This window comes from Streptomyces griseoruber (genome assembly GCF_001514205.1).
GTDB lineage: Bacteria > Actinomycetota > Actinomycetes > Streptomycetales > Streptomycetaceae > Streptomyces > Streptomyces griseoruber.
The window spans coordinates 161,275-176,896 of sequence record NZ_KQ948783.1 but is presented as its reverse complement, the minus strand read 5'-3'; the positions used below and the strand labels follow the sequence as shown (position 1 = coordinate 176,896).

At 69.4% G+C, this 15,622-nt stretch carries 13 protein-coding genes; all 13 read left to right on the top strand.

The genetic code is table 11. The features are described 5' to 3' along the window. Positions 1-4 precede the first annotated feature (4 nt). From AQJ64_RS39455 to nuoN, 13 genes are read left to right on the top strand one after another with little or no spacing between them, the layout of a single operon-like run. Positions 5-559 (top strand): NuoB/complex I 20 kDa subunit family protein, encoded by a 555-nt coding sequence (locus tag AQJ64_RS39455; RefSeq protein ID WP_055635348.1) that lies wholly within the window; start codon positions 5-7, stop codon positions 557-559. Then, the gene (locus AQJ64_RS39450; RefSeq protein ID WP_055635349.1) at positions 556-1,305 is read left to right on the top strand and encodes an NADH-quinone oxidoreductase subunit C; all 750 of its coding nucleotides are present in this window, start codon (positions 556-558) and stop codon (positions 1,303-1,305) included. The genes AQJ64_RS39455 and AQJ64_RS39450 overlap by 4 nt, the downstream gene beginning before the upstream one ends. Then, complete coding sequence (locus AQJ64_RS39445) at positions 1,302-2,624, top strand: NADH-quinone oxidoreductase subunit D (RefSeq protein WP_055635350.1); 1,323 nt, start codon at positions 1,302-1,304, stop codon at positions 2,622-2,624. The genes AQJ64_RS39450 and AQJ64_RS39445 overlap by 4 nt, the downstream gene beginning before the upstream one ends. Beyond that, positions 2,621-3,400, top strand: coding sequence for an NADH-quinone oxidoreductase subunit NuoE (nuoE, locus tag AQJ64_RS39440; protein ID WP_055635351.1), 780 nt, complete (start codon positions 2,621-2,623; stop codon positions 3,398-3,400). Before AQJ64_RS39445 ends, nuoE begins: the two co-directional genes overlap by 4 nt. Continuing rightward, on the top strand, positions 3,397-4,746 hold the full coding sequence (nuoF, locus tag AQJ64_RS39435; RefSeq protein ID WP_206189755.1) for an NADH-quinone oxidoreductase subunit NuoF: 1,350 nt from the start codon (positions 3,397-3,399) through the stop codon (positions 4,744-4,746). Before nuoE ends, nuoF begins: the two co-directional genes overlap by 4 nt. Next, positions 4,743-7,247 (top strand): NADH-quinone oxidoreductase subunit G, encoded by a 2,505-nt coding sequence (locus AQJ64_RS39430; RefSeq protein WP_055635353.1) that lies wholly within the window; start codon positions 4,743-4,745, stop codon positions 7,245-7,247. Before nuoF ends, AQJ64_RS39430 begins: the two co-directional genes overlap by 4 nt. Then, positions 7,244-8,605 (top strand): NADH-quinone oxidoreductase subunit NuoH, encoded by a 1,362-nt coding sequence (nuoH, locus tag AQJ64_RS39425; RefSeq protein ID WP_055635354.1) that lies wholly within the window; start codon positions 7,244-7,246, stop codon positions 8,603-8,605. Before AQJ64_RS39430 ends, nuoH begins: the two co-directional genes overlap by 4 nt. Beyond that, positions 8,598-9,209: an NADH-quinone oxidoreductase subunit NuoI gene (gene nuoI, locus AQJ64_RS39420; RefSeq protein ID WP_055635355.1), complete on the top strand. Its 612-nt coding sequence runs from the start codon at positions 8,598-8,600 to the stop codon at positions 9,207-9,209. Before nuoH ends, nuoI begins: the two co-directional genes overlap by 8 nt. After that, positions 9,206-10,057, top strand: coding sequence for an NADH-quinone oxidoreductase subunit J (locus AQJ64_RS39415; protein ID WP_055635356.1), 852 nt, complete (start codon positions 9,206-9,208; stop codon positions 10,055-10,057). The genes nuoI and AQJ64_RS39415 overlap by 4 nt, the downstream gene beginning before the upstream one ends. Further along, positions 10,054-10,353: an NADH-quinone oxidoreductase subunit NuoK gene (gene nuoK, locus AQJ64_RS39410; protein ID WP_020130147.1), complete on the top strand. Its 300-nt coding sequence runs from the start codon at positions 10,054-10,056 to the stop codon at positions 10,351-10,353. The genes AQJ64_RS39415 and nuoK overlap by 4 nt, the downstream gene beginning before the upstream one ends. Positions 10,354-10,368: 15 nt before the next feature. Continuing rightward, positions 10,369-12,282 (top strand): NADH-quinone oxidoreductase subunit L, encoded by a 1,914-nt coding sequence (gene nuoL, locus AQJ64_RS39405; protein ID WP_055635357.1) that lies wholly within the window; start codon positions 10,369-10,371, stop codon positions 12,280-12,282. Positions 12,283-12,287: 5 nt separating this feature from the next. Then, complete coding sequence (locus AQJ64_RS39400) at positions 12,288-13,859, top strand: NADH-quinone oxidoreductase subunit M (RefSeq protein WP_055635358.1); 1,572 nt, start codon at positions 12,288-12,290, stop codon at positions 13,857-13,859. Then, positions 13,856-15,505: an NADH-quinone oxidoreductase subunit NuoN gene (gene nuoN / locus AQJ64_RS39395; RefSeq protein ID WP_055635359.1), complete on the top strand. Its 1,650-nt coding sequence runs from the start codon at positions 13,856-13,858 to the stop codon at positions 15,503-15,505. Before AQJ64_RS39400 ends, nuoN begins: the two co-directional genes overlap by 4 nt. Positions 15,506-15,622: the final 117 nt, after the last annotated feature.

Here is a 15,622-nt window from a genome sequence, read left to right as displayed (position 1 = left end):
AGTCATGGGACTCGAAGAAAAGCTGCCGAGCGGTTTTCTGCTGACCACCGTCGAACAGGCCGCGGGCTGGGTGCGCAAGGCATCCGTCTTCCCCGCCACCTTCGGCCTCGCCTGCTGTGCCATCGAGATGATGACCACCGGCGCAGGCCGCTACGACCTGGCCCGCTTCGGCATGGAGGTCTTCCGCGGCTCACCCCGCCAGGCGGACCTCATGATCGTCGCCGGCCGGGTGAGCCAGAAGATGGCGCCGGTGCTGCGGCAGGTCTACGACCAGATGCCGAACCCGAAGTGGGTCATCTCCATGGGCGTGTGCGCGTCCTCGGGCGGCATGTTCAACAACTACGCGATCGTCCAGGGCGTCGACCACATCGTCCCCGTCGACATCTATCTGCCCGGCTGCCCGCCACGCCCCGAGATGCTGATGGACGCGATCCTCAAGCTCCATCACAAGATCCAGAACTCCAAGCTGGGCGTGAACGCGGAGGAAGCGGCCCGCGAGGCGGAGGAGGCGGCGCTCAAGGCCCTGCCCACGATCGAGATGAAGGGGCTGCTGCGGTGAGCGACGCGAACGGCACGCCTGCGGGCGGCGTGAACCCGGAGAGGGATCTCTCCGCCTCCAATCTCCCCGGCCAGCGCGGCCAGGGCGGCGAGGAGGTCCGCGTCCAGCGGGGCATGTTCGGCGCCAACAACGGCGGCGACACCTCCGGCTACGGCGGACTGGTCCGCTCCGTGCGCCTCCCGGGCGCCGCCGCCCGGCCCTACGGCGGCTGGTTCGACGAGGTCGCCGACGAACTCGAGGGCGCCCTGGAGGAACAGGGACTCCTCCCCGAGAACGCGATCGAGAAGACGGTCGTCGACCGCGGCGAGCTCACCTTCCACATCGAGCGCGAGCACCTGCTGCGCGTCGCCCGCACCCTGCGCGACGACCCGGCCCTGCGCTTCGAGCTCTGCACCGGAGTGAGCGGCGTCCACTACCCCAACGACAAGGGCCGCGAGCTGCACGCCGTCTACCACCTGCGCTCGATCACCCACAACCGGCTGATCCGCCTGGAGGTCAGCGCCCCGGACGCCGATCCCCACATCACGTCCCTGGTCTCCGTGTACCCGACCAACGACTGGCACGAGCGCGAGACCTACGACTTCTTCGGGATCGTCTTCGACGGTCACCCGGCCCTGACGCGGATCATGATGCCGGACGACTGGCAGGGCCATCCGCAGCGCAAGGACTACCCCCTCGGCGGCATCCCCGTCGAGTACAAGGGCGCCCAGATCCCGGCTCCGGACCAGCGGAGGTCGTACTCGTGAGCACGTCACACGCTTCTCCCCGCGAGACCACCGAGGGCACCGTATACACGGTCACCGGTGGCGACTGGGACGAGGTCGTCCAGTCCGCGGCCCGCGCCGACGACGAGCGCATCGTCGTCAACATGGGTCCCCAGCACCCCTCCACCCACGGAGTGCTCCGTCTGATCCTGGAGATCGAGGGCGAGACGGTCACCGAGGCCCGCTGCGGCATCGGCTACCTCCACACCGGCATCGAGAAGAACCTCGAGTACCGCACGTGGACGCAGGGCACCACGTTCGTGACGCGCATGGACTACCTGACGTCCTTCTTCAACGAGACCGCCTACTGTCTCGGCGTCGAGAAACTCCTCGGCCTCGAGGACCAGATCACCGAACGCGCCAAGATCATCCGGGTGCTCCTGATGGAGCTGAACCGCATGTCCTCCCACCTGGTGTGCATCGCCACCGGCGGCATGGAACTCGGCGCCACCACGATCATGATCTACGGGTTCCGCGACCGGGAGATGATCCTCGACATCTACGAGCTCATCACGGGCCTCAGGATGAACCACGCGTACATCCGCCCCGGCGGACTCGCCCAGGACCTGCCGCCCGGCGCGGTGGACCACATCCGCGAGTTCGTGAAGAAGATGAAGAAGAACCTCCCCGAGTACGACAAGCTCGCCACCGGGAACCCCATCTTCAAGGCCCGTATGCAGGATGTCGGCTACCTCGACCTGGCCGGCTGCATGGCCCTCGGCGCCACCGGTCCGATCCTGCGCTCCACCGGCCTGCCCCACGACCTGCGCAAGACCCAGCCGTACTGCGACTACGAGACGTACGACTTCGACGTCCCGACCGCCGACTCCTGCGACTCCTACGGCCGCTTCCTCATCCGCCTGGAGGAGATGCGCCAGTCGCTGAGGATCGTCGAGCAGTGTCTGGACCGGCTCCAGCCCGGCCCGGTCATGGTCGGCGACAAGAAGATCGCCTGGCCCGCGCAGCTCGCCCTGGGACCGGACGGGCTCGGCAACTCCCTCGACCACATCAAGAAGATCATGGGCACCTCCATGGAGGCCCTGATCCACCACTTCAAGCTGGTCACCGAGGGCTTCCGCGTCCCGCCCGGACAGGCGTACGCGGCGGTCGAGTCACCCAAGGGCGAACTCGGGGTGCACGTCGTCTCCGACGGAGGCACCCGCCCCTACCGGGTCCACTTCCGGGACCCGTCCTTCACCAATCTGCAGGCCATGGCGGCGATGTGCGAGGGCGGCCAGGTCGCCGACGTCATCGTCGCCGTCGCGTCCATCGACCCCGTGATGGGAGGCGTCGACCGGTGACCACCTCTTCTTCCGAGCGGGGCGTCAGCCTGGGCATGCCCGAACTGCCCGCGCCCGCCTACCCGGACGACGTCCGGGCCCGGCTGGAGGCGGACGCGCGCGAGATCGTCGCCCGCTACCCCGACTCCCGGTCCGCGCTCCTGCCGTTGCTGCATCTCGTGCAGTCGGAGGAGGGACACGTCACGCGCACCGGGATGCGGTTCTGCGCGGACGTCCTCGGCCTGACCACGGCCGAGGTCACCGCGGTCGCCACCTTCTACACCATGTACCGCCGCCGCGAGAGCGGTGACTACCAGGTGGGCGTCTGCACCAACACCCTGTGCGCGGTGATGGGCGGCGACGCGATCTTCGAGGCGCTCCAGGAGTACCTCGGCGTCGGCAACGGCGAGACCACCGGCGACGGAAAGATCACCCTGGAGCACATCGAGTGCAACGCGGCCTGCGACTTCGCGCCGGTCGTGATGGTCAACTGGGAGTTCTTCGACAACCAGACCGTGCAGAGCGCCAAGCGCCTGGTGGACGACCTGCGGGGCGGAGGCACCGTGTCGCCCACGCGGGGGGCGCCGCTGTGCACCTTCAAGGACACCGCGCGGATTCTGGCCGGCTTCCCCGACGAGCGGCCAGGGGCCGTCGAGGCGAGCGGCAGTGCGGGACCGGCGTCGCTGGTGGGCCTTCGCCTGGCAAAGGGAGAGGCCGCACCCGCGCGCGTGGTCCATCCGCGCGAGGAACCCGAGGACGCGCGGTCCACGGACGCGGTCACCGAGGAGGGGGAGTGATGACCTTGGCACCCGAGCTGAAAGGCAGCAGCCCCGAGAAGCTGCTCGCACCCGTGCTGTCGGCCTTCTGGGACGAGGAGAGGTCCTGGTCACTGGACGTCTACCGAAGGCACGAGGGGTACGAGGGACTCCGCAAGGCGCTCGCCATGTCCCCGGACGAAGTGATCGCGTACGTCAAGGACTCCGGTCTGCGCGGGCGTGGTGGCGCGGGATTCCCCACGGGGATGAAATGGCAGTTCATTCCCCAGGGTGATGGAAAGCCGCACTATCTAGTTGTCAACGCCGACGAATCGGAGCCGGGGACCTGCAAGGACATCCCGCTCCTCTTCGCGAACCCGCATAGCCTCATCGAGGGCATTGTGATCGCGTGTTATGCCATTCGGTCTTCGCATGCCTTCATCTATCTGCGTGGTGAAGTCGTCCCTGTTCTGCGGCGGTTGCACGAGGCCGTGCGCGAGGCCTACGCGGCGGGCTACCTCGGTGAGAACGTCCTGGGCAGTGGACTCGACCTCGAACTCACCGTGCACGCCGGCGCCGGCGCGTACATCTGCGGTGAGGAGACCGCGCTGCTGGACTCCCTCGAAGGCCGCCGCGGTCAACCGCGGCTGCGTCCTCCTTTCCCTGCTGTCGCGGGCCTCTACGCCTGCCCGACTGTGGTGAACAACGTCGAGTCGATCGCGTCGGTTCCCGCGATCCTGAACAACGGGAAAGAATGGTTCAGGGCGATGGGCAGCGAGAAGTCCCCGGGCTTCACGCTCTACTCGCTCAGCGGCCATGTCGCCCGCCCCGGCCAGTACGAGGCCCCGCTCGGCATCACCCTCCGTCAGCTCCTCGAGATGAGCGGCGGCATGCGACCGGGCCACCGCCTGAAGTTCTGGACGCCGGGCGGCTCCTCGACCCCGATGTTCACCGACGAGCACCTCGACGTCCCTCTCGACTACGAAGGAGTGGGCGCCGCGGGTTCCATGCTCGGCACCAAGGCACTCCAGTGCTTCGACGAGACGACGTGCGTGGTGCGTGCCGTCACCCGCTGGACCGAGTTCTACGCCCACGAGTCCTGCGGCAAGTGCACCCCCTGCCGCGAAGGCACGTACTGGCTCGTGCAGTTGCTCCGTGACATCGAGGCCGGCAAGGGCGTGCTGTCCGACCTCGACAAGCTGAACGACATCGCCGACAACATCAACGGCAAGTCGTTCTGCGCCCTCGGCGACGGCGCCGCCTCGCCGATCTTCTCCTCGCTCAAGTACTTCCGCGAGGAGTACGAGCAGCACATCACCGGCCGGGGCTGCCCCTTCGACCCGGCGAAGTCGACGGCCTGGGCCGACCGCCCGGAGGTGAACGCATGACCGTGACCACCAGCGCTCCCGCGGGAGGGGGAGAGGCGGCGGTCCCGCCGGAGGATCTCGTCACGCTGACCATCGACGGAGCGGAGATCAGCGTGCCCAAGGGCACCCTGGTCATCCGGGCCGCCGAGCAGCTCGGCATCGAGATCCCCCGCTTCTGCGACCACCCCCTCCTCGACCCGGCCGGCGCCTGCCGGCAGTGCATCGTCGAGGTCGAGGGCCAGCGCAAGCCGATGGCGTCCTGCACCATCACCTGCACGGACGGGATGGTGGTGAAGACCCACCTCACCTCGCCGGTCGCCGAGAAGGCCCAGCACGGTGTGATGGAGCTGCTCCTCATCAACCACCCGCTGGACTGCCCGGTCTGCGACAAGGGCGGCGAGTGCCCCCTGCAGAACCAGGCGATGTCGCACGGCCAGGCCGAGTCCCGGTTCGAGGGCCGCAAGCGGACGTACGAGAAGCCCGTCCCCATCTCCACGCAGGTGCTGCTCGACCGCGAGCGGTGTGTGCTGTGCGCCCGCTGCACCCGGTTCTCCAACCAGGTCGCGGGCGACCCGATGATCGAGCTGATCGAGCGGGGCGCGCTGCAGCAGGTCGGCACCGGCGAGGGCGACCCGTTCGAGTCGTACTTCTCCGGCAACACCATCCAGATCTGCCCGGTCGGCGCGCTGACCTCGGCGGCGTACCGATTCCGCTCCCGCCCCTTCGACCTGGTCTCCTCGCACTCGGTGTGCGAGCACTGCTCCGGCGGCTGCGCCACCCGGACCGACCACCGGCGCGGCAAGGTCATGCGGCGTCTGGCGGCTCCGGATCCCGAGGTCAACGAGGAGTGGATCTGCGACAAGGGCCGCTTCGGGTTCCGCTACGCGCAAGCGCGCGACCGGCTCGAGACGCCCCTGGTCCGCAACGCCGAGGGCGACCTGGAGCCGGCGTCCTGGCCGGAGGCGCTGCAGATCGCCGCGCAGGGGCTGCTCGCCTCGCGCGGCAGGACCGGCGTCCTGACCGGCGGCCGGCTCACCATCGAGGACGCGTACGCGTACAGCAAGTTCGCGCGCGTGGCGCTCGACACCAACGACATCGACTTCCGCGCGCGCGTGCACAGCGCCGAGGAGGCCGACTTCCTCGCCGCCCGGGTCGCGGGCCGCGGCCGTGATCTCGACGGTACGGGCGTCACGTACGCCTCGCTGGAGAAGGCGCCCGCCGTCCTGCTGGTCGGCTTCGAGTCCGAGGAGGAGGCGCCCGGCGTCTTCCTGCGGCTGCGCAAGGCCTGGCGCAAGCACGGCCAGAAGGTGTTCTCGCTGGCCACGCACGCCACGCGCGGCCTGGAGAAGGCGGGCGGCACACTGCTGCCGGCCGCTCCGGGCACCGAGACCGAGTGGCTGGACGCGCTGGCCGGCGGGGTCGGCCTGGAGGAGGAGGGCGGCAAGGCCGCCGAGGCGCTCCGCGGCGAGGGCGCGGTCATCGTCGTGGGGGAGCGGCTGGCGAGTGTGGCCGGCGGTCTGACGGCCGCCGTACGGGCCGCCAACGCCACCGGGGCCGCCCTGGTGTGGATCCCGCGCCGGGCGGGGGAGCGGGGCGCGATCGAGGCGGGTGCGCTGCCCTCGCTGCTGCCGGGCGGGCGTCCGGCGACCGACCCGCGCGCGCGGGAGGAGGTCGCGGCCGCCTGGGGTCTCGCCGAACTCCCGCACCGCCACGGCAGGGACACCGGCCAGATCGTCGAGGACGCGGTGTCCGGCGCTCTGCAGGCACTGCTCGTCGCGGGTGTGGAGGTCGCCGACCTGCCCGATCCGGCACGCGCGCGTGAGGCGCTCGCCGAGGCCGGGTTCGTGGTGTCGCTGGAGCTGCGGCCCAGCGAGGTCACCCGGCTCGCGGACGTCGTCCTGCCGGTGGCCGCGGTTGCCGAGAAGCCGGGCGCCTTCCTCAACTGGGAGGGCCGGGTCCGCTTCTTCGAGGCCGCGCTCAAGCCCGACCAGATGACCCGCGGGTCGGCGCCGTCCGACGCGCGCGTGCTGCAGATGCTCGCCGATGCCATGGACGTCCACCTGGGCCTGCCGGACCTGCGCACCGCGCGTGCGGAGCTGGACCGGCTCGGCGCCTGGGACGGGCCGCGCGCCACCGAACCCCTGGAGACCTCCGGCGTGCTGCCGAGGCCCGCCGCGGGCGAGGCCGTGCTGGCCGGACACCGGCTGCTGCTGGACCAGGGGCGGCTGCAGGACGGCGACGAGGCGCTCGCCGGGACACGGCACGCGGCACACGCACGCGTGTCGGCCGCGACGGCCGCCGAGGCCGGGGTGAAGGACGGTGACCTCCTCGCCGTGACCGGCCCGCAGGGTGTCGTCGCACTCCCGCTCCAGGTCACCGAGATGCCCGACCGGGTGGTGTGGCTCCCGCTGAACTCCACCGGCGGCGGCGTCGCCTCCGACGCCGGGGCAAGGCCCGGCTCCCTCGTCCGCATCGGTCCGGCGACGCCCGCCGCCGAGGCCCCCCAGGAGGTGGAGGCATGAGCCCGTACTTCGCCGCTGAAGACCTCTCGATGTTCGGCCGCGACCCCTGGTGGCTGGTCGTCGTCAAGGCGGTGTTCTGCTTCGCCTTCCTGATGGTGACGGTGCTGTTCTCCATCGTCTGGGAGCGCAAGGTCGTCGCCTGGATGCAGCTGCGCATCGGCCCCAACCGGCACGGCCCCTGGGGCATGCTCCAGTCGCTGGCCGACGGCATCAAGCTGATGCTGAAGGAAGACCTCATCGTCAAGCGCGCCGACAAGGTGGTCTACGTCCTCGCGCCGATCGTCGCGGCCATCCCGGCCTTCATGGCGATCGCGGTGATCCCCTTCGGCCCCGCCGACAACGAGATCTCGATCTTCGGCCAGCGCACCACGATGCAGCTCACCGACCTGCCGATCGCGATGCTGTACATCCTCGCGGTCGCCTCGGTCGGCATCTACGGCATCGTCCTGGCGGGCTGGAGTTCCGGATCCACCTATCCGCTCCTGGGCGGCCTGCGTTCGTGCGCGCAGATGATCTCGTACGAGATCGCCATGGGCGCCGCGTTCGCCTCGGTGTTCCTCTACTCCGGGTCGATGTCGACGTCGACGATCGTCGAGCAGCAGACGGACCGCTGGTACATCCTGCTGCTGCCGGTGTCGTTCATCCTCTACATCGTCACCATGGTCGGCGAGACGAACCGCGCCCCCTTCGACATGCCGGAGTCCGAGGGCGACCTGGTCGGCGGCTTCAACACCGAGTACTCGTCGATCAAGTTCGCGATGTTCATGCTCGCCGAGTACGTCAACATGGTGACCGTCTCGGCCGTGGCCACCACGCTCTTCCTGGGCGGCTGGCGGGCCCCCTGGCCGATCAGCGGCTTCTGGGAGGGCGCGAACCACGGCTGGTGGCCGATGCTCTGGTTCGTCGTCAAGGTCCAGCTGCTGCTGTTCTTCTTCATCTGGCTGCGCGGCACGCTCCCGCGCGTGCGCTACGACCAGCTGATGAAGCTCGGCTGGAAGGTCCTCATCCCGGTGTCCGTGACCTGGCTGATGCTCGTCGCGACCGTACGGACCCTGCGCAACGAGAACTACGACTTCGCCCAGATCGCCCTCTACGTCGGCGGGGGTGTGCTGGCCCTGCTGCTGCTCTCCTTCGTCGTGGACATGTTCCGCGGCGGCGCGAAGGCGGCCCAGGCTCCCGCCGAGCCCGCCGGCTTCGACCCGATGGCGGGCGGATTCCCCGTACCGCCGCTGCCCGGACAGGAGCTTCCCGCGGTGCCCAGGCGCCGTCCGCGCCGGGAGCGGGAGCTGATTGTCAGTGGCGGGTCGGACACTGTCAGTGACGGATCGCTGGATGGAAAGGAGGCGTCCGATGGCTGAGGAGCCGAAGGAGACCGGGCAGACGAACCCCGGCTTCCAGAACCCCGTGGCCGGCTTCGGCGTGACCTTCAAGGCCATGTTCAAGAAGCGGCTGACCGAGCAGTACCCGGAGCAGAAGAAGACCACGGCCCCGCGGTTCCACGGACGGCACCAGCTCAACCGCCATCCGGACGGCCTGGAGAAGTGCGTCGGCTGCGAGCTGTGCGCCTGGGCCTGTCCCGCCGACGCGATCTACGTCGAGGGCGCGGACAACACCGACGAGGAGCGCTACTCGCCGGGCGAGCGGTACGGGCGCGTGTACCAGATCAACTACGCCCGCTGCATCCTGTGCGGCCTGTGCATCGAGGCCTGCCCCACCCGCGCGCTCACGATGACGAACGAGTTCGAGCTCGCCGACTCCAGCCGCGCCAACCTGATCTACACCAAGGAGCAGCTGCTGGCCGGCCTCGAGGACGGCATGGTCGACACCCCGCACGCGATCTACCCGGGGACCGACGAGCAGGACTACTACCGGGGCCTGGTGACCGAGGCCGCGCCCGGTACGGAGCGCCAGGTGGCCGTCTCCCAGGGCGAGGAGCCCTCACCGGAGGAGGTGGAGGCATGAACCAGCTCGCGGCCTACTCCACCTCCACCGGCGAGGCCTTCCAGTTCTGGGTGCTCGGCACCGTCGCCGTGATCGGCGCCCTGTGCACCGTCTTCATGAGGAAGGCCGTCCACAGCGCGCTCTGCCTCGCCGGCACCATGATCGTCCTCGCGGTGTTCTACCTCGCCAACGGCGCCTACTTCCTGGGCATCGTGCAGATCGTCGTCTACACCGGCGCGATCATGATGCTGTTCCTGTTCGTGGTGATGCTCGTCGGCGTCACCGCGGCGGACTCCCTGAAGGAGACCATCAAGGGCCAGCGCTGGCTGGCCCTGGTGTGCGGCCTCGGCTTCGGCGTCCTGCTGATCGCCGGGATCGGCAATGCCTCCCTGACGGAGTTCACCGGCCTCTCCCAGGCCAACGCGAACGGCAATGTGGAGGGCCTCGCCGCCCTCATCTTCACCAAGTACGTCTTCGCCTTCGAGATCACCGGCGCCCTGCTGATCACGGCCGCCGTCGGCGCCATGGTGCTCACCCACCGCGAGCGCACCGAGCGCGCGAAGACCCAGCGCGAGCTGGCCGAACAGCGCGTCCGCGACGGCAAGCACGTCCCGCCGCTGCCCGCCCCCGGCGTGTACGCCCGGCACAACGCCGTGGACGTCGCCGGCCTGCTGCCCGACGGCACCCCGTCGGAGCTCACGGTCAGCAGCACCCTGCGGGAACGCGGCCAGATCCGTGATGTGTCCACCCAGGCGCTGAGCGACCTCAAGGCGCTGGAACAGCGTTCCGAGGACCGCCTGGAGCGCGGCGGGAGCGAGCCGCCGCACCTCGAGCGGAACTCCCGGCGGACCGAGGAGGCGTCGAAGTGAACCCCGTCAACTACCTCTACCTCGCCGCCCTGTTGTTCACGATCGGCGCGACCGGCGTGCTGATCAGGCGCAACGCGATCGTCGTGTTCATGTGCATCGAGCTGATGCTCAACGCCTGCAACCTCGCGTTCGTCACCTTCTCCCGGATGCACGGCAACCTCGACGGCCAGATCATCGCCTTCTTCACGATGGTCGTCGCCGCAGCGGAGGTCGTGGTGGGACTCGCGATCATCGTGTCGCTGTTCCGTTCCCGCCACTCGGCCTCGGTCGACGACGCCAGCCTGATGAAGCTGTAAGGGGTCGGAAGAATCGTGGAGAACCTGATCGCGCTGCTGATCGCGGCGCCCCTGCTCGGAGCGGCCGTCCTCCTGGTCGGCGGCCGCCGGCTCGACGCCGTCGGCCACTGGATCGGCACGCTCCTCGCGGCCGCCTCCTTCGTGTTCGGCCTCGTCCTCTTCGGCGACCTGCTCAGCAGGAGCGCCGACGACCGGACGCTCACCCAGCACCTGTTCACCTGGATCCCGGTCGAGGGCTTCCAGGCGGACGTGGCCTTCCGCCTCGACCAGCTGTCGATGACGTTCGTGCTGCTGATCACGGGCGTCGGCTCGCTGATCCACCTGTACTCGGTCGGGTACATGGAGCACGACGAGCGGCGCCGCCGCTTCTTCGGCTACCTCAACCTGTTCCTCGCGGCGATGCTGCTGCTCGTCCTCGCCGACAACTACCTGCTGCTGTACGTCGGCTGGGAGGGCGTCGGTCTCGCCTCCTACCTGCTCATCGGCTTCTGGCAGCACAAGCCCAGCGCGGCCACCGCGGCGAAGAAGGCCTTCCTGGTCAACCGTGTCGGCGACATGGGCCTGTCGATCGCCATCATGCTGATGTTCACCACCTTCGGGACCTTCGCCTTCGGCCCGCTGCTCGGCAGCGAGCAGGAGCCGGGCATCGCGGGCGACGCGAGCGAGGGCAGGCTGACCGCCATCGCCCTGATGCTGCTCCTCGCGGCCTGCGGCAAGTCCGCCCAGGTGCCGCTGCAGTCCTGGCTCGGGGACGCCATGGAGGGCCCGACCCCGGTCTCCGCCCTCATCCACGCGGCGACGATGGTGACCGCGGGCGTCTATCTGATCGTCCGCTCCGCGGCCGTCTTCAACGGCGCGCCCGACGCCCAGCTCGTCGTCACCGTCGTCGGAGCGGTCACGCTCCTGTTCGGTGCGATCGTCGGTTGCGCGAAGGACGACATCAAGAAGGCGCTGGCCGGCTCGACCATGTCGCAGATCGGCTACATGGTGCTGGCCGCGGGCCTCGGCCCGATCGGCTACGTCTTCGCGATCATGCACCTGGTGACGCACGGCTTCTTCAAGGCCGGGCTGTTCCTCGGCGCCGGCTCCGTGATGCACGGCATGAACGACGAGGTCGACATGCGCAAGTACGGCGGCCTGCGGACGTACATGCCGGTCACCTTCATCACCTTCGGCCTCGGCTACCTCGCCATCATCGGCTTCCCCGGTCTGTCCGGCTTCTTCTCCAAGGACAAGATCATCGAGGCGGCCTTCGCCAAGGGCGGCACCGAGGGCTGGATCCTCGGCGGCTGCGCGCTGCTGGGCGCGGCCATCACCGCGTACTACATGACGCGCGTGATGCTGATGACGTTCTTCGGCGAGAAGCGCTGGCAGCCCGACGCGGACGGCCATGAGCCGCACCCGCACGAGTCGCCCAAGATCATGACGATCCCGATGATCGTGCTGGCCTTCGGGTCGGTCCTCGCGGGCGGGTTCTTCAGCATCGGCGACCGCTTCCTGCACTGGCTCGAACCCGTCACCGGGCACAGCGAGGGCGACTCCCCGCTCAGCGTGGCGACGGTCACCGGCGCGACCATGGTCTGCCTGGTCATCGGCGTCGCCATCGCCTACGCCCAGTACGGCCGCCGCCCGGTCCCGGCCGTCGCCCCGCGCGGGTCGCTGCTCACCCGGGCCGCCCGCCGCGACCTGCTGCAGGACGACTTCAACCACGTCGTCCTGGTCCGCGGCGGCGAGCACCTCACCCGCTCCCTGGTGTACGTCGACCACACCCTGGTCGACGGAGTCGTCAACGGCACGGCGGCCTCGGTCGGCGGCCTCTCCGGACGGCTGCGCCGACTGCAGAACGGCTTCGCGCGGTCGTACGCGGTCTCGATGTTCGGCGGTGCGGCGCTCCTCGTCGCCGCGACCCTGCTGATGAGGGCGGTCTGATACCGATGTCCTTTCCTCTGCTGACAGCGACGGCCGCGCTCCCGGCGATCGGGGCGGTCGCCACGGCCGCCGTCCCGGCCGCCCGGCGCAACGCCGCCAAATCGCTGGCCCTGCTCGTCTCCCTCGGCACCCTCGCCCTGGCGATCGCCGTCCTGGTGCGCTTCGACCCGGACGGCAGCCGCTACCAGCTCACCGAGTCCCACGCCTGGATCGCGGACTTCGGGGTCCGCTACGAACTCGGCGTGGACGGCATCGCGGTGGCCCTCATCGCGCTCACCGCGCTGCTGATCCCCTTCATCATCCTGGCGGGCTGGCACGACGCCGACCCGCTGGAGACCGGCAGCAAGCGCTGGCGGCCCACCCAGGGCTTCTTCGCCCTGATGCTGGCCGTCGAGGCGATGGTGATCCTCTCCTTCGAGGCCACCGACGTCTTCCTGTTCTACATCTTCTTCGAAGCCATGCTCATCCCGATGTACTTCCTCATCGGCGGCTTCGGCGACCGTGCCCACGAGCACGGCGAGCAGGCGGCGTCCACGCAACGGTCGTACGCGGCCGTGAAGTTCCTGCTCTACAACCTGGTCGGCGGCCTGATCATGCTGGCCGCGGTGATCGGGCTGTACGTGGTGGCCGGGAGCTTCTCGCTCACCGAGATCGCCGACGCCCGCGCGAACGGCTCGCTGCACATGGCGACCAGCACCGAACGCTGGCTGTTCCTCGGCTTCTTCTTCGCCTTCGCGGTGAAGGCGCCCCTGTGGCCGCTGCACACCTGGCTGCCCAACGCCATGCAGGAGTCCACCGCCCCCGTCGCCGTCCTCATCACCGCGGTGGTCGACAAGGTGGGCACCTTCGCGATGCTCCGCTTCTGTCTCCAGCTGTTCCCGGAGGCCAGCAAGTGGGCCACGCCCGCCATCCTCGTCCTCGCGCTGATCAGCATCGTCTACGGGGCGCTGCTCGCCGTCGGTCAGCGCGACATCAAGCGGCTGGTGGCGTACGCGTCGATCTCGCACTTCGGCTTCATCATCATGGGCATCTTCGCGATGACCAGCCAGGGCCAGTCAGGCGCCACGCTCTACATGGTCAACCACGGCATCTCGACGGCCGCCCTGATGCTGGTCGCCGGCTTCCTGATCTCCCGGCGCGGCTCGCGGCTCATCGCGGACTACGGCGGTGTGCAGAAGGTCGCCCCGGTGCTCGCCGGCACCTTCCTGATCGGCGGTCTGGCGACGCTGTCGCTGCCCGGGCTGGCGCCGTTCGTGAGCGAGTTCCTGGTCCTCGTCGGCACGTTCTCGCGCTACCCGGCGATCGGCATCATCGCCACCTTCGGCATCGTGCTCGCCGCGCTGTACACCCTCGTCCTCTACCAGCGGACGATGACGGGCCCGGTGAAGGCCGAGGTCTCCGCGATGCCCGACCTCCGCGCGCGTGAGCTCGCGGTCGTCGCCCCGCTGATCGTGCTGCTGATCTTCCTGGGCGTCTATCCGAAGCCCCTCACGGACATCGTCAACCCGGCGGTCCAGCAGACCCTCTCCGACGTACATCAGAAGGACCCCCGGCCCGAGGTGGAGGCGGCCAAGTGAGCGCATCAGCCGTCCACAGCCTGTGGACAACGGCGGCCGAGCCGATCGCCAAGATCGACGCGCCGAAGATCGAATACGGGCAATTGTCGCCCACCTTGATCGTCGTGGGAGCGGCGATCGTCGGGGTGCTCGTCGAGGCCTTCGTGCCGCGCAAGCACCGCTACTACGCACAGCTGTTCGTGTCCGTCGTGGCGCTGGCCGCCGCGTTCGCCGCGGTCGTCGCCCTCGCGGCGGACGGCTACGGCACGACGAAGGCGCGCATCGCCGCCATGGGCGCGATCGCGGTCGACGGACCGGCCCTCTTCCTCCAGGGCACGATCCTGCTGGCCGCCCTGGTCGGCCTGTTCACCTTCGCCGAACGCCGCCTCGACCCCGAGGCACACGGCAACCGGGTCGACTCCTTCGCCGCCCAGGCGGCCTCCGTGCCCGGCAGCGACAGCGAGAAAGCCGCGGTCAAGGCCGGTTTCACCACCACCGAGGTCTTCCCGCTGCTGCTCTTCGCGGTCGCCGGCATGCTGGTCTTCCCGTCGGCCAACGACCTGCTGACCCTCTTCATCGCCCTGGAAGTCTTCTCGCTCCCGCTCTACCTCCTGTGCGCCCTGGCCCGCCGCAAGCGGCTCATGTCGCAGGAGGCCGCGGTCAAGTACTTCCTGCTCGGCGCGTTCGCCTCCGCGTTCACCCTCTTCGGCATCGCCCTGCTCTACGGCTACGCCGGCTCGGTGTCGTACGGGACGATCTCCCAGGTCGTCGACGGCACCGTCAAGAACGTGAACCCGGCGCTCGCCGACACCATGGGCAACGACGCGCTGCTGCTCATCGGCACCGCGCTGATCGTCATGGGCCTGCTGTTCAAGGTCGGCGCCGTGCCGTTCCACATGTGGACGCCGGACGTCTACCAGGGCGCCCCCACCCCGGTCACCGGCTTCATGGCCGCGGCGACCAAGGTGGCCGCCTTCGGCGCGCTGCTGCGGATCCTGTACGTCGTCCTGCCCGGCCTGCGCTGGGACTGGCGGCCGGTCATGTGGGGCGTCGCGGTCATCACCATGCTGGGCGGCGCGATCGTCGCGATCACCCAGACCGACATCAAGCGGCTGCTGGCGTACTCGTCCATCGCGCACGCCGGCTTCATCCTCGCGGGTGTCATCGCGACCACCCCCGACGGTGTCTCGTCCGTGCTGTTCTACCTGGCCGCGTACTCCTTCGTGACGATCGGCGCGTTCGCCGTGGTGACGCTGGTGCGCGACGCCGGCGGCGAGGCCACGCACCTGTCCAAGTGGGCGGGGCTGGGCCGGCGGTCGCCGCTGGTCGCGGCCGTGTTCGCGGTGTTCCTGCTGGCCTTCGCCGGTATCCCGCTGACCTCCGGGTTCGCCGGGAAGTTCGCCGTGTTCAAGGCGGCCGCCGAGGGTGGGGCCGGGCCGCTGGTCGTGGTCGGTGTGATCTCGTCGGCGATCGCCGCGTTCTTCTACATCCGGGTGATCGTGCTGATGTTCTTCAGCGAGCCGAAGCCCGAGGGCCCGACCGTCGCGGTGCCGTCGCCGCTGACGATGACGGCCATCGGCGTGGGGGTCGCGGTCACCCTGGTGCTCGGTGTGGCGCCGCAGTACTTCCTGGACCTGGCGAACCAGGCAGGGGTGTTCGTGCGCTGACCCGCGAGACGCGCGTATACGGCGGGCGCGGCTCCCTCGGTTTCCGGGGGGCCGGGCCCGTCCGCGTGTTCGAGTGAGGACAGATGTACACAGGGTGACCTGATCGAGCCTGTGGAT